15 protein-coding genes and 2 pseudogenes are annotated in these 21,398 nt (G+C 63.6%); 7 read left to right on the forward strand and 10 right to left on the reverse strand.

The window, feature by feature from the left end; translation table 11 throughout:
* Positions 1–78: 78 nt before the first annotated feature.
* Positions 79–444: pseudogene (locus tag N805_RS02365) on the reverse strand (autotransporter domain-containing protein); the annotation flags it as partial.
* Positions 445–676: 232 nt separating this feature from the next.
* On the opposite strand from N805_RS02365, the gene N805_RS31215 reads away from it, so the two are divergent.
* The gene (locus N805_RS31215) at positions 677–1,483 is read left to right on the forward strand and encodes an RHS repeat-associated core domain-containing protein (protein WP_230685702.1); all 807 of its coding nucleotides are present in this window, start codon (positions 677–679) and stop codon (positions 1,481–1,483) included.
* A gap of 117 nt (positions 1,484–1,600) precedes the next feature.
* Here the strand turns inward: N805_RS31215 and N805_RS02370 are convergent, their stop codons facing one another.
* The 9 genes from N805_RS02370 to N805_RS30665 all read right to left on the reverse strand — a co-directional run bounded on the left by N805_RS02370 (position 1,601) and on the right by N805_RS30665 (position 15,438).
* Positions 1,601–2,677: an autotransporter outer membrane beta-barrel domain-containing protein gene (locus N805_RS02370; protein ID WP_019470129.1), complete on the reverse strand. Its 1,077-nt coding sequence runs from the start codon at positions 2,675–2,677 to the stop codon at positions 1,601–1,603.
* Between the two features lie 317 nt (positions 2,678–2,994).
* Positions 2,995–3,789 (reverse strand): endonuclease/exonuclease/phosphatase family protein, encoded by a 795-nt coding sequence (locus tag N805_RS02375; RefSeq protein WP_019470130.1) that lies wholly within the window; start codon positions 3,787–3,789, stop codon positions 2,995–2,997.
* A gap of 181 nt (positions 3,790–3,970) precedes the next feature.
* Positions 3,971–6,124, reverse strand: coding sequence for a glycogen debranching protein GlgX (gene glgX / locus N805_RS02380; RefSeq protein WP_019470131.1), 2,154 nt, complete (start codon positions 6,122–6,124; stop codon positions 3,971–3,973).
* Positions 6,125–6,277: 153 nt separating this feature from the next.
* Positions 6,278–6,562, reverse strand: a complete 285-nt coding sequence (locus tag N805_RS02385) for a DUF2934 domain-containing protein (protein ID WP_019470132.1) — start codon at positions 6,560–6,562, stop codon at positions 6,278–6,280.
* A gap of 14 nt (positions 6,563–6,576) precedes the next feature.
* Positions 6,577–9,351 (reverse strand): malto-oligosyltrehalose synthase, encoded by a 2,775-nt coding sequence (locus N805_RS02390; RefSeq protein ID WP_019470133.1) that lies wholly within the window; start codon positions 9,349–9,351, stop codon positions 6,577–6,579.
* On the reverse strand, positions 9,348–11,414 hold the full coding sequence (malQ, locus tag N805_RS02395) for a 4-alpha-glucanotransferase (RefSeq protein ID WP_019470134.1): 2,067 nt from the start codon (positions 11,412–11,414) through the stop codon (positions 9,348–9,350). Before malQ ends, N805_RS02390 begins: the two co-directional genes overlap by 4 nt.
* Positions 11,411–13,153, reverse strand: a complete 1,743-nt coding sequence (gene treZ / locus N805_RS02400) for a malto-oligosyltrehalose trehalohydrolase (RefSeq protein ID WP_019470135.1) — start codon at positions 13,151–13,153, stop codon at positions 11,411–11,413. The genes malQ and treZ overlap by 4 nt, the downstream gene beginning before the upstream one ends.
* 14 nt (positions 13,154–13,167) lie before the next feature.
* Positions 13,168–14,727 (reverse strand): glycogen synthase GlgA, encoded by a 1,560-nt coding sequence (gene glgA / locus N805_RS02405; protein ID WP_019470136.1) that lies wholly within the window; start codon positions 14,725–14,727, stop codon positions 13,168–13,170.
* Positions 14,728–15,270: 543 nt separating this feature from the next.
* Positions 15,271–15,438 (reverse strand): DUF6026 family protein, encoded by a 168-nt coding sequence (locus N805_RS30665; protein WP_019470137.1) that lies wholly within the window; start codon positions 15,436–15,438, stop codon positions 15,271–15,273.
* 203 nt (positions 15,439–15,641) lie between these two features.
* On the opposite strand from N805_RS30665, the gene gnd reads away from it, so the two are divergent.
* The 6 genes and pseudogenes from gnd (at position 15,642) to N805_RS02430 (ending at position 21,375) form a co-directional block, all read left to right on the forward strand.
* The gene (gene gnd, locus N805_RS02410) at positions 15,642–16,625 is read left to right on the forward strand and encodes a phosphogluconate dehydrogenase (NAD(+)-dependent, decarboxylating) (protein WP_016488154.1); all 984 of its coding nucleotides are present in this window, start codon (positions 15,642–15,644) and stop codon (positions 16,623–16,625) included.
* Positions 16,622–18,127, forward strand: a complete 1,506-nt coding sequence (gene zwf / locus N805_RS02415; protein WP_019470138.1) for a glucose-6-phosphate dehydrogenase — start codon at positions 16,622–16,624, stop codon at positions 18,125–18,127. Before gnd ends, zwf begins: the two co-directional genes overlap by 4 nt.
* 144 nt (positions 18,128–18,271) lie before the next feature.
* Positions 18,272–20,068, forward strand: a complete 1,797-nt coding sequence (locus N805_RS02420) for a glycoside hydrolase family 15 protein (RefSeq protein WP_019470139.1) — start codon at positions 18,272–18,274, stop codon at positions 20,066–20,068.
* 145 nt (positions 20,069–20,213) lie between these two features.
* Positions 20,214–20,339 (forward strand): annotated as a pseudogene (locus N805_RS30870) (addiction module antidote protein, HigA family); the annotation flags it as partial.
* Between the two features lie 59 nt (positions 20,340–20,398).
* On the forward strand, positions 20,399–20,755 hold the full coding sequence (locus tag N805_RS02425; RefSeq protein WP_019470140.1) for a VOC family protein: 357 nt from the start codon (positions 20,399–20,401) through the stop codon (positions 20,753–20,755).
* Positions 20,755–21,375 carry a TetR/AcrR family transcriptional regulator gene (locus N805_RS02430; RefSeq protein WP_026034333.1) on the forward strand — a complete coding sequence of 207 codons (621 nt, stop codon included), beginning with the start codon at positions 20,755–20,757 and terminating at the stop codon, positions 21,373–21,375. The genes N805_RS02425 and N805_RS02430 overlap by 1 nt, the downstream gene beginning before the upstream one ends.
* Positions 21,376–21,398: the final 23 nt, after the last annotated feature.

Here is a 21,398-nt window from a genome sequence, read left to right on the forward strand (position 1 = left end):
CCCACAGGGATTGCACAATGTTCAGTCCCTGTGCTGTCGCTGTGGGAGCGGGCGCGCCCGCGAAAGGGCCGGGCCTGCCTACCACCTCATCCGCACCCCAAGGCTGCCAATCAGCCCGTTCAGGTCATTGTCATCCACATCGCTGCTGTAGTCGGCGCTGACAAACAAGGCCACAGAAGGCGTCACCCGCGCCACCAGCCCCAAGCCCAATTCCACCGTGGTGGAGTAACGCGAGCTGGAGATCTTGTCGACCTGGTCCAGCTTCACTTCGTCGGCATTGCTGAAGTCGTACCATACGTTGGTCCGCACATAGGGCTCGATGGGCATGCCGTGCACTTCGTAGCGCCCGGACAATCTGGCACCGACCCGGCCGCTCCAGCTCGGCTGGCTGTCGAAGGCTTGCAGGGTTTCTTCTTGCACCTGGTTGCCGGGGAAGAAGCCCTGGTATTTCTGCTAGTTGTGCTTCTGGGATCGCGAATGAGATCTTGCTTCTCATCATTCCTGATCTCATCTGTAGAGGGGCAGAACCATGTCAGCATGCAGACGTTTTTTTTACCTACAGGGGCGGCTAGCGGTATCAACTGATCCAGTCGGAAACTGGGCAAGTCGTATCTTGCGACATGGGCCCATTGCTTTGTCTTGTCGTACGGAAGGCCCGCAAGAAATCTCGACGAGCTTGTATAAAACTGACGTGCCCGGATCGGTGCTTGGGGATCAACATCTGCACACGATTGCCTATTCTCCGTACGGGCACCGACCCGTGTCTATACAAATACAACTGGGCTTTAACGGCGAACGCAAAGACCCTGTCATCGCGAGCTACTTGCTTGGGAATGGAAAAAGAGTCTACAGCCCAATGCTCATGCGCTTTCTTAGCCCTGACGACTGGAGCCCATTTGCGCAAGGCGGGCTGAATTGCTATGCCTACTGCCAGGGTGACCCCGTCAACAAGTCCGATCCGACAGGCAGGGCACCTTATTGGCGTCCGAAAATCAGCGCCTTGGTTAAGGACCTCAAGAGCGCGGAAAGTTTCATGAACGGCCTGCGCCTGCCAGAGAATGGAGGTTTACGGGTGAAGGGTTTTATCATGAATAGTAAGGGAACTGACGGAACTGCGTTTACACTGAAGCTCGTGGGCGATGACTATGCAGTGAAGACACATCCAGAAGTCGGTGTGCCCACTGACTTGACAGGCTATCGTCATCCTGGAACCAATACGTTCTTCTATGTGGGTAAAACTGGCACGCCTCCAAGGCGGTCAACGCCCTCTACTGGGTCAACAGCATCGTCCTCATTGGCCGCAGTCGCACCTCCATCCCAGATAACTCAGTCTGAGCTAGCGACTCTGTCGTCGGCTGCCGAGTCTCATCGGGATCTTTTGAATTCGGGCTTCCAATATGCAAATTGGACAATGTTCAACGATCCCGACATCTATGTCTACGTTGGATCTATCAGGCAGGACGCGGCGCTGGGTAATGTCTAGACACCTGTGGACACGGCCTGTCGCTTAACATTGCTAAACATGTTCAAACTTCGATTGATGGGCGGGCAAACCAGGTTGTCAGGCGCATGAGCGCGCCTGACAATTTAAGCAGCCGTTTTACCACCGCATCCGCACACCAAGGCTGCCAATCAATCCGTTCAGGTCATTGTCATCCACATCACTGCTGTAATCGGCGCTGACAAACAAGGCCACAGAAGGCGTCACCCGCGCTACCAGCCCCAAGCCCAATTCCACCGTGGTGGAGTAACGCGAGCTGGAGATCTTGTCGACCTGGTCCAGCTTCACTTCGTCGGCATTGCTGAAGTCGTACCATACGTTGGTCCGCACATAGGGCTCGATGGGCATGCCGTGCACTTCGTAGCGCCCGGACAATCTGGCACCGACCCGGCCGCTCCAGCTCGGCTGGCTGTCGAAGGCTTGCAGGGTTTCTTCTTGCACCTGGTTGCCGGGGAAGAACTGCTGGTTGATCAACTGGGCCTGGGGTTCGATCACCCAGTTGCCGCCCAGGCGGATCGGGTAGCCGCCTTCCACCGAGAAGGTCATCGCATGGCCGCTGTCGTCCAGGCGCTGGCCGTTTTCGCCACGGCCCAGTACATCGATCCGCGAACCCATGGCCACGGCATCAAGGTGCCAGCCCTGTTCATGGGTCATGCTCCAGTACACGCCCAGGCTTTCCCCGCTCAGGTTCACCGCATTGCGCTGCTTGTCGCCCAGCAGCGGGCGCATGCCGTTGAAGGTGCTCTGCAGGTTGTTGTGCCCCACGAAAACCCCAGCGCGGTGCACATTGCCCGCTGCAGTTTCACGCACGAACAGGTCCGGGCCGATCACCAGTTGCTGGCTGGGTGCCTCCAGCTGGTCTGGGGGTTGTGCACCATTGCGCGCGGTGGTCGGGAAAAACTGTGCCCACTGGCTGGCGATCATGTCCGGCGCCGCCTGCCCGTGGCGGGCGCTCATCGTTTGCGAAAACGCAGTGAGGGTGCCGATGCTCAAGCCACTGGCGCTCACCGGGTCAAGCGACATCTGCGGCATCGCGGGCTGTTGCAGAAAGCCAGGCGAGGTGGGGTCACCTTGCAGTTCGTACGCGAAAGTTTCCACCGGGGTTGCCAGAAGCAGCGACGTGGAAACCGCGTAGAAAATGCTGTCGAAGCGCAAGGGTTTCGAGGTGCTTTTCATGGCGGATCTCCTTTGTTTTTGTGGGGTACAGCCGAGGACCTGGCCTGTTGTCACGAGCTGTACGGCAAAAACAGTGGGCGACCCAAACCAGCACGCCAGCCTTCGCAAGCGCGCACGAAGGCGCGAGCTAGAGGCTCGGCGCGAGATCTTTACTGCTTGATATTGTTCAGCTAAGGAGAGGACACCGCTTGCGTCAAGAAAGCGTGAAGGAAGTGTTCACGTTGCATGGTGATGCTTAAGCCGTTGTTTTGAAGAGTAAAACAGTGGGGTATAGCGGGGTTCGCTATTTGCCGTGCCACGGCTATGAAGAATGATTGCTAAAGCCGCACTTCCACCGCCAACGGCAGGTGATCTGACAGGTGCGACCAAGGTTTGTGCCCCAGAATCCGCGGCCCGTGGCTTTCGGCATTACGCAGGTAGATGCGGTCCAGGCGCAGCAGCGGCAGGCGGGCAGGGTAGGTGCGGGCGAGGTGGCCATGGTGGCGCTCGAAAGCTTCGTGCAGGTCGCGTCGCAGGCCGAGGGTGCGGTTGCCGCGGCTTTTCCAGTCGTTGAAATCCCCTGCGATGATCACCGGGGCATCGGCAGGCAGGGAGTCGAGCAATTTGCGAAGCAGCAGCAGTTGCTGTTGCCGGTGGCTCTCCAGCAACGACAGGTGCACGCAGACCGCATGAACCGGGCCTTGCCCCGGCACATCCAGAACGCAGTGCAACAGGCCACGGCGCTCGGGGCCGGTGATCGACACGTCAAGGTTGCGGTGCTCGATGATCGGGTATTTGGACAGCAGCGCATTGCCGTGGTGGCCGTCGGGATACACCGCGTTGCGGCCGTAGGCAAAATCGCTCCACATGCTGTCGGCGAGGAATTCGTACTGCGAGGTCTGCGGCCAGCCGGGGTAACGCGCGGCGTGACGGTCGTGGCTGCCGAGCACTTCCTGGAGGAAGACGATATCGGCCTGGGTGCTGCGCACCGCCTCGCGCAGTTCCGGCAGAATGAAGCGCCGGTTGAAGGCGGTGAAGCCCTTGTGGGTGTTCACCGTCAGTACCCGCAGCCGCTTCACGGCCGGGGCCTGGTTGACGCTGGCGAAACCATTACTGCCGGCTTCGTGGCTCACAATTCCTCCTCGATCGCAGGTGCATGTGTGTCGCCTGTTCCGGCCCTATCGCCGGCAAGCCAGCTCCCACAGGTTTGGTGCAGGCCATCAGGCGGTGCGGAGCCTGTGGGAGCTGGCTTGCCGGCGATAGGGCCGATACAGGCCACCGATACACAGTCGGACAGGCGCGGCCACCCCCGGTTCACTCCTCTTCGTGCTGCAACACCATCAGCAGCATCGACCGCCCCTTTACCTCGAACGTGCTGTCGAACTGCAGATGTTGCCCCTTGCGCAACTCTGGCCGGTCGGTATCGATCAGGCAGCTCCAGTAATCACCTTCAGGTACCGCCGGCAACTTGAATGGCACAACATCATGATGGGCATTGACGATCAGCAGCACCGTCGCCTCGGAACCTGGCCGGGCGATGCCGCTGACCTGCGCGCGGCCATCGATCAGCATGCCCAGGCAGCGCCCGTGCGGGTCCTCCCACTGTTCCACGCTCATCTCGTTACCATCCGGTGCCAGCCAGGTCACGTCCTTGACCCCGATCGCCTCATTGTAATCGCCCACCAGAAAGCGCGAGCGGCGCAGCACCGGGTAGGCCAGGCGCAGGCGGGTCAGGCGTTTGACGAAGGCCAGCAGCTCTTTGCCCTCCTGGTCGAGGTCCCAGTTCACCCAGCCGATTTCGCTGTCCTGGCAGTAGGCGTTGTTGTTGCCGTGCTGGGTGCGGCTGAACTCGTCGCCGGCGACGATCATCGGCGTGCCCTGGGCCAGCAGCAGGGTGGCGAAGTAGTTGCGCATCTGGCGCATGCGCAACGCATTGATGTCCGGATCCTCGGTCGGCCCCTCGGCACCGCAGTTCCATGACAGGTTGTTGTCGGTGCCGTCCTGGTTGTTCTCGTCGTTGTCTTCGTTGTGCTTGTGGTTGTACGACACCAGGTCGCGCAGGGTGAAGCCATCGTGGGCGGTGATGAAGTTGACCGAAGAATACGGCCGGCGCCCGCGGTTGTTGAACATGTCGCCCGATGCAGTCAAGCGTGCGGCGAAGTCGGCCAGCTGGCCTTCGTCGCCTTTCCAGAAGGCGCGTGCGGTATCGCGGAAGCGGTCGTTCCATTCGGCCCAGCCGGGGGCGAAGTTGCCCACTTGGTAGCCACCGGGCCCGCAGTCCCAAGGTTCGGCAATCAGCTTGACCTGGCTCAGCATGGGGTCCTGGCGGCAAGCGACGAGGAAGCCGTGGCGCTCGTTGTACCCTTCGTGGTAGCGGCCAAGAATGGTCGCCAGGTCGAAGCGAAAGCCGTCCACGTGCATTTCGCCGGCCCAGTACCGCAGCGAGTCGGTGACCAGCTGCAGCACGCAGGGGTGGCTCAGGTCCAAGGTGTTGCCGGTGCCGGAATCGTTGATGTAGAAACGCTTGTCGTCCGGCATCAAGCGGTAGTACGAGGCGTTGTCGATGCCGCGCATCGACAGGGTCGGGCCACGCTCGTTGCCTTCGGCGGTGTGGTTGTAGACCACGTCGAGGATCACCTCCAGCCCGGCGTCGTGCAGGTGGGCGACCATTTCCTTGAACTCGGCAATCTTGCCGCTGGCCAGGTAGCGCGGGTGCGGGGCGAAAAAGGCGATGCTGTTGTAACCCCAGTAGTTGTTCAGGCCTTTGTCCAGCAGGTGCTGGTCGTTGACGAAGGCGTGAATCGGCAGCAGCTCGATGCTGGAGACGCCCAGCTCCTTGATGTGCTTGAGCAGCTCGTCGTTGGCCAGGCCGGCAAAGGTGCCGCGCAGTTTTTCCGGCACTGCCGGGTGGCGCATGCTGATGCCGCGGGTGTGCGCTTCATAGATGATGGTGCGTTCCCAGGGGACCGACACGCGCTGGTCGCGGCCCCAGGTGAAGGCCGGGTCGATCACCTTGCATTTGGGCACGAAGGGCGCGCTGTCGCGCTCATCGAATGACAGGTCGCCGTCGGGGTGGCCGATGGTGTAGCCGAACAGCGCCTCTGACCACTCCAGGCTGCCGACCAGTTGCTTGGCATAGGGGTCGATCAGCAGTTTGTTGGGGTTGAAGCGGTGACCGTTTTCCGGCTCGTAGGGGCCGTACACGCGGTAGCCGTAGACCAGCCCCGGGTGCGCGTCGGGCAGGTAGCCGTGGTAGATCTCGTCGGTGTATTCGGGCAGCTCTATGCGCTCGAGTTCCTGCTCGCCGGTGGAGTCGAACAGGCACAGCTCGACCTTGGTGGCGTTGGCCGAGAACAAGGCGAAGTTGACCCCAAGGCCATCCCAGGTGGCGCCGAGGGGGAAGGGCATGCCTTCGCGGATGCGCGATGGTGCGACTGAGCGGGTTTTCTTTGGGGTGCGGGGACTCATGACGATCCTCAAATGGCCGTGATGGAAGGGGAATTGTGCTGTCCTGCATTGGCCCCTTCGCGGGTAAACCCGCTCCCACAGGTACTGCACTGCTTTGAGCACTTGTGATGAACCTGTGGGAGCGGGTTTACCCGCGAAGAGGCCGGGACAGGCTTACCCGGCAGTAGGCTTTTTCACCGCCCGAGGCTTTTTCGCCGCAGCGGGTTTAACCCCGGGCAGGGCAGCTACCTTCGGCTCGGCAGGCGCCTTGGGCTCAGCGGCTGCCTTAGGCTTGGCCGGCGCCCGCTTGCGTGGCTCTGCCTTGGGGGCCAAGGCCTCAGCCTCGGCCAGCTTGCGGGCCATATCCCAGTGGCGTTCTTCCTCCCCTACGGGCTTACCTTCAGATTCCCAGATCTGGTAGGCAAATTCGCGAATACGCTTTTCATCGACACTCATCATGACGCTCCTGATGCTCAAGATTGTTGTATCAACACGTTGACCGGAAACTCCGCCAGCACGGTGCTCAACATCAACTCCTTGGAAGAGCTGACCGCCGTGCAGGCGAAAAGTCCCGTCGAGTTGGCAGGCGACAAGGCAAACGGCAGAACCAGCCGGGTGTCGTCCCAGTTCTGTGCCGGGATCAACGGTGTAACAGCACCACCGAGCAGGCCGCTGGCCAGGCGCGGGGCGACGACGACGGCATGCTCGCCTTCACCCAGGCGGGCAAAGGCAATCACCTTGTCTGCATGCCGGCCCTGCACGGTCAGTGGCAGGTAGGCGCCACGGCGGAACAGCTCGGCGTGGGCCTGGCGGCAGTCCAGCACCCGGGCGATCAAGGCCTGCTTGATGCGGCCATCGCGCCAGTGCGCCAGCAGCTCGGCTACCGGCGTGGCGTCGTCCAGGGTGCGACGCCTCAAAGCGTAGTCCACGGGGCGGCGGTTGTCCGGGTCGACCAGGCTGAAGTCCCAGTACTCGTTGCCCTGGTACAGGTCGGGCACACCGGGTGTGGTCATGCGCAGCAGGGTCTGGACCAGGCTGTTGAGGGCGCCGGGGCAGGCCAGCAATTGCGCGGCATCTGCCACGGATTTGCGCAGCTGCTGGTTTTCGCTGTCCAGCAGCAGGCCATTGATGTAGCGGGCACAGGCACCTTCGTAGGCCTCGTTCGGCGCGCTCCAGCTGCTGCGCAACTTGGCTTCGCGCAGCGCCTTCTGCTGCCACTGGCGGATACGCTCGGCGTACTGGCGCAGGGCGTTGTCGTCGTGCAGGTCGAGCGCAAGCGGCCAACTGCCAAGCAGGGTTTGCAGCAGCATCAGCTCGTCGCCGGGGCTAGGTGCCAGGCCATCGTCCAGCTGTGCGCGCAGCGGCTCTGCCAGTTCACGCCAATGTTCCACTCGGCTGGCCAGCCACGGGCCGCGTTCACTGAGCACGGCCAGGCGTGCACGGGTATCTTCGCCGCGCTTGTGATCATGGGTGGCGGTGGCCAGCAGGTTGTCGGGGAAGTCGCGCAGGCGCCGCTGGGCTTCGTTATGGAAGTGCATGGGCGGGGCGCTGAAGTGCTCGGCCTCGAAGCCCACGTCGTTGCGCGACAGCAGCCGGGCACTGCGGTAGAAGGCGGTGTCTTCCACGGCTTTGGCGGCGCTGGGCGCGGTCAGTTGCTGGAAGCGCACGCAGGCGTGGCGCAGTTGCTTGCGGGGGCGGCCCGGTGGCAACTGCCGCCAGGCTTGCCCACCCAGCCATTGTTCAAGGTGGTCCAGTAACGGCCAATCGGCTTCGCCGAGGTCGTGTCGGGCACCGGCCAGCGCCTGCTGGAAAAACCCTTCGTCCTCAGCGGGGCGCCCGCAGGCGTTGAAGTAGGTGCGGTACACCGGGTAATGCGCCACCAGTGCCTGCAACGCCCGGCGTATCGCGCCCAGGGTCAGGTCGCGGGTCATCAGGTCGTTGCGCGCAACCTGCAGCAGCGCCTGGGCTACCGATTCGCAGTCACCGGCCAGGCTGGCATTGAGCACAAGATGCCGCGCCAGGCGCACTTCTTCAGGGAAGTCCGGCCGTTCGGTGACGTTCGCCCAAAGCTCGGTCAGCGGCGTTTCGCCGGCTGGGTCATGCTGCAGCAGCGAGACCTGGTTCATGAATTCGTAGCCGGTCGTGCCGTCGGTAAGCCAGTCGCGGTGCAGGTGCTCGCCTGCGCCGAGGATTTTTTCCACGTAGATCGGGAAATGCTCCACGGCCGCCTGCAAAGGCCGCTGCGCCAACAGGCCATCGACCCGACGGCGCAGCTTGCGGCAGTAACCACGCGGGTCGGCCAGGCCGTCGATATGGTCGATGCGCAGGCCGTCCACCAGGCCGCGTTCGATCAGCTCGAACAGCTTGGCGTGGGTGGCCTCGAACACCACGGCGCGCTCCACCCTCAGGCCACCCAGCTCGTTGATGTCGAAGAAGCGCCGCCAGTTGATGTCGTCGGCAGCGGTGCGCCAACTGGCCAGGCGGTAGGTCTGGCGCTCCAGCAGCAGGTGCAGGCGCTTGAGGCCATTTTCGGCGCGGCTGTCGAATGCCACCAGCGCCGATTCCAGGTCGGCACCTTCGCGCACCAGGCGTGCCAGTTCGGTGTGCAGCGGCAGGGCATCGACCAGCGGGGTGGTCGATTCGGCCAATGCCGTGAAGTGCTCGGCCAGCGTCTTGAGCGCCGGCTCCGGGCTGAGGGCGAGAATCCAGCCATATTCCACCGGGCAAACCGGGAAGCGGTGATCGTAATGGGCGATTTGCAGCGTGCCGTGCTGCTTGTCGAATTCAAGCGGTATCTCGCCATTCTTCAGCGCCACGCCATAGTCGCTGCCAAGAAACGGCAGCAGCAGTTGCCCGGCCAGCAGCGGGTCGCTGGAGTGCCACTGGATGTCGAAGAACTCGGCATACGGGCTGCGCCGGCCCCAGGCCAGCAGGCTTTGCCACCAGGGGTTATCGGCCCCGCCCACGGCCATGTGGTTGGACACGGTGTCGAGAATCAGCCCCATGCCGTGCTGGCGCAGGGCGGCGACCAGCCGCTCCAGTGCCGCCTCGCCGCCCAGTTCGGGGTTGACGCAGGTGGGGTCGACCACATCGTAGCCGTGGCGGGAGCCGGCGCGGGCCTTGAGGATGGGCGAGGCATACAGGTGGCTGATGCCCAGCTGGGCGAAGTACGGCACCAGCGGTACGGCGTGATCGAGGGTGAAGTCACAGTGAAACTGCAGGCGCAGGGTGGCAGTCAGCGGCTTCATCGGTCACGCTCCCAGGCCTGTTCGCGGGCCCGGGCCAGCAGCTCCAGGCGCCGTGCGGCATCTTCGTCATCGAGCAGTTCTGCCACCGGGCGGGTGAAGCGCCGCCTCCAGTTGGGGTGCCCGGCGGTGGTGCCCGGCAGGTTGGGTTGCTCGTCGCAGCCCAGCAGGTCTTCGAGCGGTATCAGCACCAAGGGCGCACGGGTGTGGCCAACGAAGCGGATGGCCGCATCGATCACTGCGTCGTTGTCCTTCAGTTCACCGTAGTTGGTCTCCAAGGTACGGCGCAGGCCGTCGTGTTCTATCTGGCGGCCCTGGCGCCAGTGCAGTTCGGTGGCAGCGTCTATCAGTTGCAAGCGGTGGCTCCAGTCGATGTCGCGGTTTTCCAGCCAGCCGGCGAGCGGCGCCAGGTCGTGGGTGCCGGTGGTGGCCAGGGCGTTGTCCGGCCAGTCCAGAATCGGCTTGAACTGGCCTGGCTGGGTTTGCTCGAACGGCAGCACGCGCATGCCCAGCACGGCCTTCTCGGCCAGTGTTTCGCGCAGGCCGTCGGGCACCGTGCCCAGGTCTTCGCCAAGGATGACCGCCTGGTGGCGCACCGACTCCAGCGCCAGCAGGCGCAACAGGTCGTCCACCGGGTAATTGAGGTAAGCGCCTTCGCTGGGCTTGGCCCCCTGCGGGATCAACCACAGCCGGCGCAGGCCCATCACATGGTCGATGCGCAGGCCGCCGGCATGGGCCAGGTTGGCTCGCAGCATCTCGATGAATGCGCGGTAGCCATTACGCTTGAGGCCCTCGGGCGAGAAGGCGCAAATGCCCCAATCCTGCCCGGCGCGGTTGAGGATGTCGGGCGGCGCACCCACGTTCAGGCCGGCCAGCAGTTCATCCTGGCGGCTCCACGCCTGGCTGCCGGCACCGTCGGCACCCACCGCCAGGTCGGCGATCAGGCCCACTGCCATGCCGTTGCCGCGGGCCGCCTCTTGGGCACGTTGCAGGCCGCGTTCGGTCAGCCATTGGCAAAAGGCGCGGAACTCGACCTTGGCCGGGTAGGCAGTGGCGAACGCCTCCACTTCCGGGTGGTAGGGGTCGTGCCAGGCCTTGGGCCAGTTGCGCCAGTCGGCGCCCAGGCCGCGCTCCACAGCCTGTGCTTGCAACACCTCGAAGCGGCAGTGGTGCTCCAGCGCCTGGCCGCCGGCTGCGCGGAAGCTGTCGAAATCCTTGCGCAGCGGGTGGTCGCCATGGCTGAACCCCTGGTACAGCGCTTCAAGCAGGCGCAGGCGGGCGCTGGCGGCACGTGGCCAGTCGACCAGTGGCCGTTGCTCCAGCTCTTCCAGTTGTTGCTCCAGCCCGCAGGCTTCGATGGCCATGCGCACCTCCCGTTCGCCCAGCAGGGCGGCGGGGCTGGCGTACAGGGTGTTGAGCAGCAGGCGGCTGGAAGGTGAGTAGGGGCTGTAGTGCTCCTGGTCGATGGCCGACAGTGCGTGGATCGGGCTGATGGCCAAGGCATCGGCACCGCGCTCGGCGGCCGAGCGGGCCAACTGCTCCAGCGCCAGGCAGTCGCCGTAGCCGCCGTCGCCTGGGCGGCGCAGGCTGTACAGCTGCACCGCCAGGCCCCAGCAGCGTGGTGGAGGCTGCACGTTGTCTGCAAGGCTGTGGCAGCGTGGCGGGGCCACGGCCACGGTGAAGCGGCGGCTGTCTATTTCCACCTGGTGGTAACCAATGGGCAGGTCACCGGGCAGGCGTGCCTGCTGGTCCAGGGTGAGGGCAAGCGAAGTTTGGTCTTCCAGTGTGCAGTGGGCGACGCTGGCGGCGCTGAAGTAGCGTGCCAGGGCCAGTGGCTGGCCTTGGTCGGCGGTCAGCAATGGCGGCAGGTGTTCGCTGTCTTCGGCGGCTTCCACCGCGCGCAGGCTGGCGGCAATGGCCGTGTCATCGCTGGCCGGGTGGCCAAGGCCTGCGAGCAGGTTGCGCAGCACCTCGTCGCTGACGCGCTGTGGCCGGGCATTGGCGTCGATCCAGTCGCGGCTCAACCCGACGCGGTTTGCCAAGCGGTGCAGGGCGGTTTCGCTCATGGGCGCTCCTGGGCAGGGGGAAGCAGGCTGACCACGCAGCTGTACGCGGCCAGTTGGCTATCAGGGTGTTGGGTGTCGCTGGTGTCGAACAGCCGGGTGGCGGCAGCGGGCAGTTCGACCGCCTGCGCAGTGGGCGCCAGGTTCAGGTCGATGCGCAGGGTATTGCCATTGCCCAGCCGCCAGCGAGCGGTCAGCGCTTTGTCGCCGTGCACCTCGGCGCCCAGTGAGCGGCTACCGGGCAGGTGCGGAATGACGTGGCGGCGGCGCAGCGCCAGCAGTTGTTGATAAAGGCCGTGCCAGCCGGCGATAACCTCCTTGTTTTGCGGGCGTGAAGACTCGAAGGTCTGCTGGGCGTTGGGGTCGGGAATGTGCTCGCGCTGTTCGGGGTCGGCGAACGCGGTGAAGTGGGCGAACTCACCACGGCGGCCTTCGCGCACCGCGTCGGCCAATTCGTCATGGAAGTCGGTAAAGAACAGGAACGGCCGACAACTGCCGTCGTCGTCGCCCATGAACAGCAGCGGAATCATGGGGGCCAGCAGCAGTAGGCCGGTGGCCGCACGCAGGGCTGGCGGCGGGCACAGGCGGGTCAGGCGTTCGCCAAGCGCGCGGTTGCCGACCTGGTCGTGGTTCTGCAAGAACAACACAAAGGCGCTGGGTTCCAGGTGCCCGCTGGGTTCACCGCGGGGCGTGCCGTGGCGGTTTGCCTGGCCCTGGAACACGAAGCCTTCAGAAAGGCAGCGTGCCAGCTGGTCGATGGGGCGTTTTTGGTAGTCGGCGTAGTAGCCTTCGGTTTCGCCGGTCAGCAGCACATGCAGGGCATTGTGGCCGTCGTCGTTCCACTGGGCGTCGAAGCCCTGTTCCAGCAGGCCAGCCTGGTTGTGCTCGTTCTCCAACACCAGCCACACATGCCGGCCCGGCTCTACGGCGGCACGCACCCGCTGGGCCAGCTCGATCAGGAAATCGGGCTGATCGATGGCATGCACGGCATCCAGGCGCAGGCCGTCGCAGCGGTAGTCGCACAGCCACATCAGGGCGTTCTGGATGAAGTACTCGCGCACTTGCGGGCGGCGGAAATCGATGGCCGCGCCCCATGGCGTCTGCCGGTCTTCGCGGAAGAACGGGCTGGCGTACTGGTGCAGGTAATTGCCGTCGGGGCCAAAGTGGTTGTACACCACATCCACTAGCACCATCAGCCCTTGGCCGTGGGCCTGGTCGACCAGTGCGCACAACTGCTCGGGGCTGCCGTAGGTGTTTTGTGGTGCGTAGGGCAGCACGCCGTCGTAGCCCCAGTTGCGCTCGCCTGGGAACTGCCCCAGCGGCATCAGCTCGACGGCACTGATGCCTAGCTCGGCCAGGCGCGGCAGCTGCCGGGCAACCCCGGCGTAGCCATCGAGCAAACCGACATGCAGCTCCTGGATCACCGCTTCGTGCCAGGGCCGGCCTTGCCAAGGGTGTTGCCACTGGTAACCGGCCACATCCACCACCTGGCTTGGCCCCTTTATGCCTTGGGGCTGATAGCGGGAAGCCGGGTCCGCCACCTGGAGTTCACCGTCGATACGGTAATGATAAAGGTCCCCAGCCTTGCACGGGGCAACGCCAGTGAACCAGCCATCCTCATCGGGCAGCAGCGCAACGGGCGGCTGCTGCTCCAGTTCCACGCTCACGCTGCGCGCATCCGGCGCCCAGAGGGCGAAGCGCGCCGACGTGGCGTCCATCAAGTGTGCGCCATGCCTGTGCATCTTCTGACCCTCGCTCAGTAGTGGCTCAGTTGTGCCTGTTTGACCAGGTCCTCGTACAGGCGGGCGTAGGGTTCAACCGCCTGGCACCAGTTGAACGGCTGGGTCATCGACAGGCAGCGCATGGCGTTCAGCAAGTCCTTCTTGCCGTACACATAGAAGGCACGGCTGAGCGCCTCGCGGTAGCTCTCGACCGTCGACTCGTTGAACAGGAAGCCCGTGACGCCGCACTCGATGGTGTCGGCCAGGCCGCCGGTGTTGCGCGCTACCGGCAGCGAGCCGAAGCGTTGCGCGTACATCTGGCTGAGGCCGCAGGGCTCGTAGCGCGACGGCATCAGCAAGAAGTCGCTGCCGGCGAACATGCGCCGGGCGTCGGTTTCGTTGAAGCCGATGCGCACGCCAATGCGCCCGGGGTGGCGCAGCGCAAGCTCGCGCATGGCCTGTTCTTCTTCCGGCTCGCCACGGCCGATGATCGCAATCTGCCCGCCTTGTTCGACGATGTAGTCGGCCACGCCCAAGGTCAGGTCCAGGCCCTTCTGGTACACCAGGCGTGACACCACGGCAAACAACGGGCCTTCGCTGGCTTCCAGGCCGAACAGCTCGCGCACTTCATGGGTGTTGCGCGCCTTGCCTTCCCAGTCGTTGATGCTGAAGTTGTGCTGCAGGTGCTTGTCGGTGGCCGAGTCCCAGCTTTCGTCGATGCCGTTGGGGATGCCGCCGAGCAGGCCTTGCTGGGCTTTGCTGGCGAGAAAACCGTCCAGGCCGCAGCCGAATTCCGGGGTGGTGATTTCCCGGGCATAGGTGGCGCTGACCGTGGTGATATGGCTGGAGTAAGCCAGGCCAGCCTTGAGGAACGACAGCTTGCCGTAGAACTCCATGCCTTCCTGCTGCATGGCGTGGTCGGGAATCGCCAGCTCCGGGCTGCAACCACGGCTGTACACACCCTGGTAAGCCAGGTTGTGGATGGTGAACAGCGTAGGCGTGTTCAGCCCGCGCCAATGCATGTAGGCGGGCGCCAGGCCAGCGGGCCAGTCATGCGCGTGAACCACTTCCGGTTTCCAGTGGATCTTGCCTTCGCCAGCCGCGATTTCGGCAGCCGCCAGGCCCAGGCGGGCGAAGCGGATGTGGTTGTCGGGCCAGTCACGGCCGTTGTTGGCGCCATAGGGGGTGCCGTCGCGCTGGTACAGCTCGGGGCAGATCAGTACATAGATGACCAGGCCGTCGGCCATGTCCATGCGCCCGATCTTGCAGGGCGGCAGGGCCGCGTGGCCGCCCAGTTCGCCCACGATGTGGATCGGGTTGTCGCTTTCCATTACCTGGCGGTAACCAGGGATCAGCACCCGTACATCATGCAAGTGTGCCAGGGCACGGGGCAGGGCGGCGGACACGTCGCCCAGGCCGCCGGTCTTTACCAGGTCTGCAATCTCCGAAGTGACGAAAAGAATCTTGCGCATGTTCGGGTTGTGCTGGCGCTGGGCGCCGGGTGCCTTGCCTGTCGTGGCGAAATCCGGGGTGAGCGGCTCGCGGTTGTCCGGTTTGAATGAATCTACGTGAGGCTCGACAGCGGCACTGATCATACTTCTCTCCGTCCCTATGCTTGGCCGGGTGCTGGCACCCGTGAAGATATTACGTGTTGGTTCTCTCTAATTCGAAACTGCTTAGTGCGTTCCATGCCCCAGGGTCGTGCGCGCAGGCACAGCGCGATCGGCATTCCGGCCGAAGGCGATTGGACTGTTTGGGGTGTGCGGGCTCAGGATCGGGAATAGCCCGATGCGTCTGGCCTGCTTATGTTGATGACCCGCCGGGTTTCCTGAAAGTTCGACTTTTTTGGGTCACTCTTCCACTGAGCAATTGGCGGGCCGAAAACTGAGTGTAGGAGAGAAAGTGATAAAAAGGTGACCCACTGGTCACTATTGTTATGTGCGCAATAGACGCAAACGTTGGCGTTTGTGACCGGATGTGAAATGGTTTGGGCGAAGGTGGTGCGGGGTGTTTGGAGGGTGGGCCAAAATGTGGCTTGCCACCCGCAACGCACCTTTATGGTGCGCAACAAAAATTGAATGGGTGGCTTTATAAGCGGCGAGTGGGAGCCGGGCAGCCCCCACAAAGAGGAAGAAAAACTAGAGGCTTGGAGCCTTGTCGCCAGCGCGCTGTTGCGCCAGCAGCAGGTTCAACTGGGCGACCTGTTGGCGCAGTTGGTCACGTTCGTCCTTCAGTTTACGCAGCTCATCACGGCGCACGGAGACATAGAGGGTCTGGGTTGGGGTTGCAGGCATCAAGGTACCCATGAGCACACCTCGCGGTTTTGGCTGGTGACAAGTCAAAGCGTAGACGCTTCACGCGGGGCGCATTCTGAATTCTTTTGCAGTTCGTGGGAACTTTTTTGTTTATCGTGGTCTTGCCGTTCGTCGCTGAACCCTCGGGCGGCATGCTGGACTAATCTGAAACGCTGGACTGTGTTGTCATCCATTTCGTAAGGGAGCATCGGCTCATGCAATTGGGAATCGTCGGGCTGGGCCGCATGGGCGGCAATATCGCAAGGCGCCTGATGCGCGCCGGCCACCGCACCGTGGTGCACGACCGCAACCGTGAGGCCATTACCGGGCTGGAGGGCGAGGGCGCCCAAGGCGCGCACGACCTCGGTGCGCTGGTACAAAAGCTCAAAGCCCCGCGCGCAGTATGGGTAATGCTGCCGGCAGGTGAGCCCACCGAGCAGACCATCGCGCAGTTGGCCGACCTGCTGGAACCGGGCGATGCGATCATCGACGGCGGCAATACCTTCTACAAGGACGACATGCGCCGCGCTGCCGAGCTGGCAAAACGCGGCCTGCATTACCTGGACGTCGGCACTTCTGGCGGCGTATGGGGCCTGGACCGTGGCTACTGCATGATGATCGGCGGCGAAAAGGACGTGTTCGAGCGCCTGGAGCCACTGTTCAAGGCGCTGGCCCCGGGCGTGGGTGACATCCCGCGTACTCATGGCCGCAGCGGCGAGCACCAGCGCGCCGAGCATGGCTATATACACGCCGGCCCGCCCGGGGCCGGGCACTACGTGAAAATGGTGCATAACGGTATCGAGTACGGCCTGATGCAGGCCTATGCCGAAGGCTTCGACCTGCTGCGCAGCAAAGGCGGCAACGAGCTGCCGCAAGACCAGCGCTTTGACCTGAACGTGGCCGAGATCGCCGAAGTGTGGCGGCGTGGCAGCGTGGTGACCTCATGGCTGCTCGACCTCACCGCCGATGCCTTGGTGGCCGACCCGCAGCTGTCGCAGTTCAGTGGCTCGGTATCTGACAGTGGCGAAGGCCGCTGGACCATCGATGCCGCCGTCGAGCAGGCGGTGCCGGTGCCGGTGCTGTCCAGCGCACTGTTTGCGCGCTTCCGCTCGCGCCAGCAGCAGGGCACGTATGGTGACAAGATCCTTTCGGCCATGCGCCTGGGCTTCGGTGGCCACGTCGAGAAGAAAGGCGAATGACCAAACAGACCATTCCAGCCGCTCCTCCCTGTACCCTGTTCCTGTTTGGCGCCAATGGCGACCTGGTCAAGCGCCTGCTGATGCCGGCGCTGTACAACCTCAGCCGCGACGGTTTGCTGGACCGCAACCTGCGCATTGTCGGCGTCGACCACAACCCGGCCAGCGCCGAGGATTTCGCCGCGCGCCTGCATGCGTTCATGCTCGAGCGTGACAAAGGCGGCGAGGGCGGCGCCAAGTGCCTGGACGAAAAGCTTTGGGCACGCCTGGCCAAGCGCCTGGATTACCAGACGGGCGATTTCCTCGACCCGGCCACTTACCAGGCCCTCGCCAAGCGCATCGACAAAACCAGCCACGGCAATGCCATCTTCTACCTGGCCACCTCGCCGCGCTTCTTCCCCGAGGTGGCGCAGCGCCTGGGGCAGGCCGGCTTGCTCGACGAGTCTGGCGGCGGCTTTCGCCGCGTGGTGGTCGAAAAGCCATTTGGCACCGACCTGGCCAGCGCCGAGGCGCTCAACGCCTGCCTGTTGAAAGTGATGGGCGAACGGCAGATCTACCGCATCGACCATTACCTGGGCAAAGAGACGGTGCAGAACATTCTGGTCAGCCGCTTCTCCAACGGCCTGTTCGAATCGTTCTGGAACAACCACTACATCGACCACGTGCAGATCACCGCTGCGGAAACGGTCGGCGTCGAAACCCGTGGTGCGTTCTACGACAGCACCGGAGCCCTGCGCGACATGGTCCCCAACCACCTGTTCCAGTTGCTGGCAATGGTGGCGATGGAGCCGCCGGCCGCGTTCGGCGCTGACGCGGTGCGCGGCGAAAAGGCCAAGGTGGTCGGTGCTATTCGCCCATGGTCGACAAAAATGGCCCTGAAGAACTCGGTGCGTGGCCAGTACAGTGCCGGCAAGCAGGGGCGCAAGCAGCTGCCCGGCTACCGCCAGGAGGCCAACGTGGCGCCTGACAGCCAGACCGAAACCTACGTGGCGCTGAAGGTGATGATCGACAACTGGCGTTGGGCCGGCGTGCCGTTCTACTTGCGTACCGGCAAGCGCATGAGCGTGCGTGACACCGAAATTGCCATCTGCTTCAAGCCTGCTCCCTATGCGCAGTTCCGCGAGTCAGAGCTGGAGCGGCCCAAGCCCAACTACCTGAAAATCCAGATTCAGCCCAACGAAGGCATGTGGTTCGACCTGCAGGCCAAACGGCCCGGCCCGGAGCTGGTGATGGAGAACGTCGAGATGGGCTTTGCCTACAAGGACTTCTTCAAGATGACCCCGGCGACCGGCTACGAGACGCTGATCTACGACTGCCTGACCGGTGACCAGACCCTGTTCCAGCGGGCTGACAACATCGAGAACGGCTGGCGGGCGGTGCAGCCGTTTCTCGATGCCTGGGCGCAGGCCAGCGAGGTGCATGAGTACCCGGCCGGTGAAGACGGGCCGGAAGCCGGCAATGAATTGCTGACCCGCGACAAGCGCGAGTGGCACCGCTTGGGGTGAGACTTTTGTAAAGCCTGTGCCGGCCTTTTCGCGGCTAAAGCCGCTCCCACAGGAATACCACTTCCCTCAGGCCCGATGTGATACCTGTGGGAGCGGGTTCACCCGCGAAGAGGCCGGCACTGGCGATCACATCAAGGAGACTTAATGCCCGCCCATATCGAAGATTACGCTCTGCTGGGCAACTGCCACAGCGCCGCCCTGGTCAGTCGCGATGGCTCGCTTGACTGGCTGTGCCTGCCCCGTTTCGACGCCCCCGCCGTATTCGCCGCACTGCTGGGCAACGAAGAAAACGGCCGCTGGCGCGTGGCCCCCTGCGACCCGGTCGAGCACAGCAGCCGCCAATACCTGAACGACACCCTCGTGCTGGAAACCACCTGGGTCACTGCCACCGGCCGTGCCCGGGTGCTCGACTTCATGCCACTGGGCGACGTCAATTCGGTGGTGCGGATCGTCGAGGGTCTCAGTGGCGAAACCAATTTTGAGATGGACCTGGTCATGCGCTTCGACTACGGTCGCAGTGTGCCATGGGTGGAACGGCTCGCCCCACTGACCCTCAGCGCCGTTGCCGGCCCTGACCGGCTGATCCTGTGCAGCACCGTCCCCCCGCATGCACTCGACCACCATACCGTCGCGCGCTTTCGTGTTGGCACGGGCGAGCGTCAAATCTTCAGCCTGCGTCACCAACCCTCGCACCTGCCAGTGCAGCCCGACTGCGATATCGACCAGGCTTTTGCCCAAACGGTCGAGCAATGGCAGGCCTTCGCAGCCCGCTGCCCGCAGGTAGGCCCCTATACCCCGCTGGTGCGCCGCTCGTTGCTCACCCTCAAGGCCATGACCTACGCCCCCACCGGCGGCATCGTCGCCGCCGTCACCACCTCGCTGCCCGAGCGTGTGGGGGGGGAGCGTAACTGGGACTACCGCTTCTGCTGGCTGCGCGACGCCACCATGACCCTGCTGGCGTTCATGAACCTCGGCTACTTCGACGAGGCCCAGGCCTGGCGCGAATGGCTGCTGCGCTCGGTAGCCGGCAACCCCGAACAAATGCAGATCATGTATGGCCTGGCGGGCGAGCGCGACCTGCAGGAATACACCTTGCCATGGCTGGCCGGTTACGAGCATTCGCAACCCGTGCGGGTAGGCAATGCCGCGTCGCAGCAGATGCAGCTGGATATCTATGGCGAACTGGCCGATGCCATGTCCCAGGCGATCAAGGGCGGCTTGCCGCGCCACCCGCGCAGCGCCGCCATCTCCCGCCTGATCATGCCTTACGTCGAACGCATCTGGCGCGAGCCGGACGAAGGCATCTGGGAGGTGCGCGGCGGCCGGCAGCAGTTCGTGCATTCCAAGGTCATGGCCTGGGTCGCCTTCGACCGTGCTGCGGGGTTGGCCGACACCACTGAAGAAGGCCGCGAGCGCGGGGACCATTACCGCCAGGTGGCCGACGAAATCCACCGCGAAGTCTGCGAGCAAGGCCTGGACCCCAGCGGCCAGTTTTTCGTCCAGGCCTATGGCTCGACCGAAATGGACGCCAGCCTGTTACAAATTGCCCTGACCGGCTTCCTGCCGGCGGATGACCCACGCTTTTTACGCACGCTGGAGCAGGTCGAACAGCGCCTGCTGAAGAACGGCCTGCTGATGCGCTACGACAGTGACAGCTGCAGCGACGGCCTGACGCCGGGGGAGGGCACCTTCCTGGTGTGTTCGTTCTGGCTGGCAGACGTTTATGTTTTGCTGGGCCGCCAGGCTGAAGCCGAAGCGCTGTACCAGCACCTGACCGGCCTGAGCAACGACCTCGGCCTGCTGGCCGAGCAATACGACCCGGCCGGCCAGCGCATGCTCGGCAACTTCCCCCAGGCGTTCAGCCATATCGGCATCATCAACACCGCACTCAATCTTCATCGCGCACAGTGCCCGGTGCGTGATCGGGCGAGGTGCGGGTAGCGGATGAACGTAGCAACTGCCCTGCTCAATATCTAGAATCGCGTGAGATCCCTGTGGGAGCGGGTTTACCCGCGAAGAATACAACGCGCAGCATGGCACCGGCTTCGCCGGTGTTCGCGGGTGAACCCGCTCCCACATAGTGCGCGTTAGGCTTGGTACGGCGGGTATCAGTACCGCCCGCGTTTGGTTGGCCATTCAGGCTGATTACGATATCTGGCAGGCGCGCCATCGCCATCAGCCTGTAATCACACGGTTGTTTCAGGCCGCCTGATATAAAAGTGTGAAACGAGCGGAGTAGACTAGGCCAAACCCCTTCGGCACGGAGCATACATGGGCATTCGCGGTACTGACCGGCAGATCGACAATATCGAGTTCAATGTCAGCGACATCGCAAGCAGCAAAGCCTTCTATGGCAGCGTGTTCGGCTGGGCATTCACCGACTATGGGCCTGCCTATACCGAGTTCAGTGACGGCCGGCTGACCGGTGGCTTCACCACCGGCGAGCCAGTCCGCCCCGGTGGGCCATTGGTCATCCTGTATGCCGACGACCTCGATGCCACACAGCAGCGGCTCGAGGCGGCAGGGGCGACAATCAGCCGGGCGACCTTTGCCTTCCCTGGCGGGCGGCGCTTCCATTTCATCGACCCGGATGGTTATGAGCTGGCGGTGTGGACGGCGCAAGCCTGATGGCCAACCACAAGATCGAAATCCGCCGACGCAATATCGAGAAAATCTTGCAGGCGGCGGAAAAGGTGTTCGCCGAGAAAGGCTACGGCGCCACGTCCATGGGTGATATCGCCGAGCAGGCCGAATTGCCGCGCTCCAACCTGCATTACTACTTCAGCACCAAGGACGAGCTGTTCCGTGCGGTGCTGCAGGACCTGCTGGATGTGTGGAAGCAGGACGCACTGTGCTTCGAGAACTTCGACGACCCGCGCGTGGTGCTGACCAGCTACATCAGGGCCAAGATGGGCCACTCGCGCTCGCGGCCGCTGGGCTCGAAGATCTGGGCCGAAGAGATGCTGCACGGGGCGCCGGTGCTTGGGGTGAACCTGGATGACAGCCTGGTGCCCTGGGCGAAATTGAAGGAAGCCAAGATCCGCCGTTGGGTGGAGGAGGGGCGTATTCTGCCGGTAGAGCCATCGGCGTTGCTGTACATGATCTGGGCGTCTACCCAGCACTATGCCGACTTTGGTTACCAGGTGCAGTTGCTCAACGGCGGCGAGATGCTGTCGGACATGGCGTTCGAGAGTGCGGTGCAAACGGTGACCAGCGTGATCTTGCGGGGGATCGGGCTGGAGCCTTGAACCGAGGTTCCAGCCTGACGCGG

The organism is Pseudomonas putida S13.1.2 (assembly GCF_000498395.2).
GTDB lineage: Bacteria > Pseudomonadota > Gammaproteobacteria > Pseudomonadales > Pseudomonadaceae > Aquipseudomonas > Aquipseudomonas putida_Q.

What these genes read in the sequence shown, in the direction of transcription:
- N805_RS02370 (WP_019470129.1), bottom strand. Translation starts at nt 2,677, where the DNA reads ATGAAAAGCACCTCGAAACCCTTGCGCTTCGACAGCATTTTCTACGCG.
- glgX (WP_019470131.1), bottom strand. Translation starts at nt 6,124, where the DNA reads ATGAGTCCCCGCACCCCAAAGAAAACCCGCTCAGTCGCACCATCGCGC.
- N805_RS02385 (WP_019470132.1), bottom strand. Translation starts at nt 6,562, where the DNA reads ATGATGAGTGTCGATGAAAAGCGTATTCGCGAATTTGCCTACCAGATC.
- N805_RS02390 (WP_019470133.1), bottom strand. Translation starts at nt 9,351, where the DNA reads ATGAAGCCGCTGACTGCCACCCTGCGCCTGCAGTTTCACTGTGACTTC.
- malQ (WP_019470134.1), bottom strand. Translation starts at nt 11,414, where the DNA reads ATGAGCGAAACCGCCCTGCACCGCTTGGCAAACCGCGTCGGGTTGAGC.
- treZ (WP_019470135.1), bottom strand. Translation starts at nt 13,153, where the DNA reads ATGCACAGGCATGGCGCACACTTGATGGACGCCACGTCGGCGCGCTTC.
- glgA (WP_019470136.1), bottom strand. Translation starts at nt 14,727, where the DNA reads ATGATCAGTGCCGCTGTCGAGCCTCACGTAGATTCATTCAAACCGGAC.
- N805_RS30665 (WP_019470137.1), bottom strand. Translation starts at nt 15,438, where the DNA reads ATGGGTACCTTGATGCCTGCAACCCCAACCCAGACCCTCTATGTCTCC.
- gnd (WP_016488154.1), top strand. Translation starts at nt 15,642, where the DNA reads ATGCAATTGGGAATCGTCGGGCTGGGCCGCATGGGCGGCAATATCGCA.
- zwf (WP_019470138.1), top strand. Translation starts at nt 16,622, where the DNA reads ATGACCAAACAGACCATTCCAGCCGCTCCTCCCTGTACCCTGTTCCTG.
- N805_RS02420 (WP_019470139.1), top strand. Translation starts at nt 18,272, where the DNA reads ATGCCCGCCCATATCGAAGATTACGCTCTGCTGGGCAACTGCCACAGC.
- N805_RS02425 (WP_019470140.1), top strand. Translation starts at nt 20,399, where the DNA reads ATGGGCATTCGCGGTACTGACCGGCAGATCGACAATATCGAGTTCAAT.
- N805_RS02430 (WP_026034333.1), top strand. Translation starts at nt 20,755, where the DNA reads ATGGCCAACCACAAGATCGAAATCCGCCGACGCAATATCGAGAAAATC.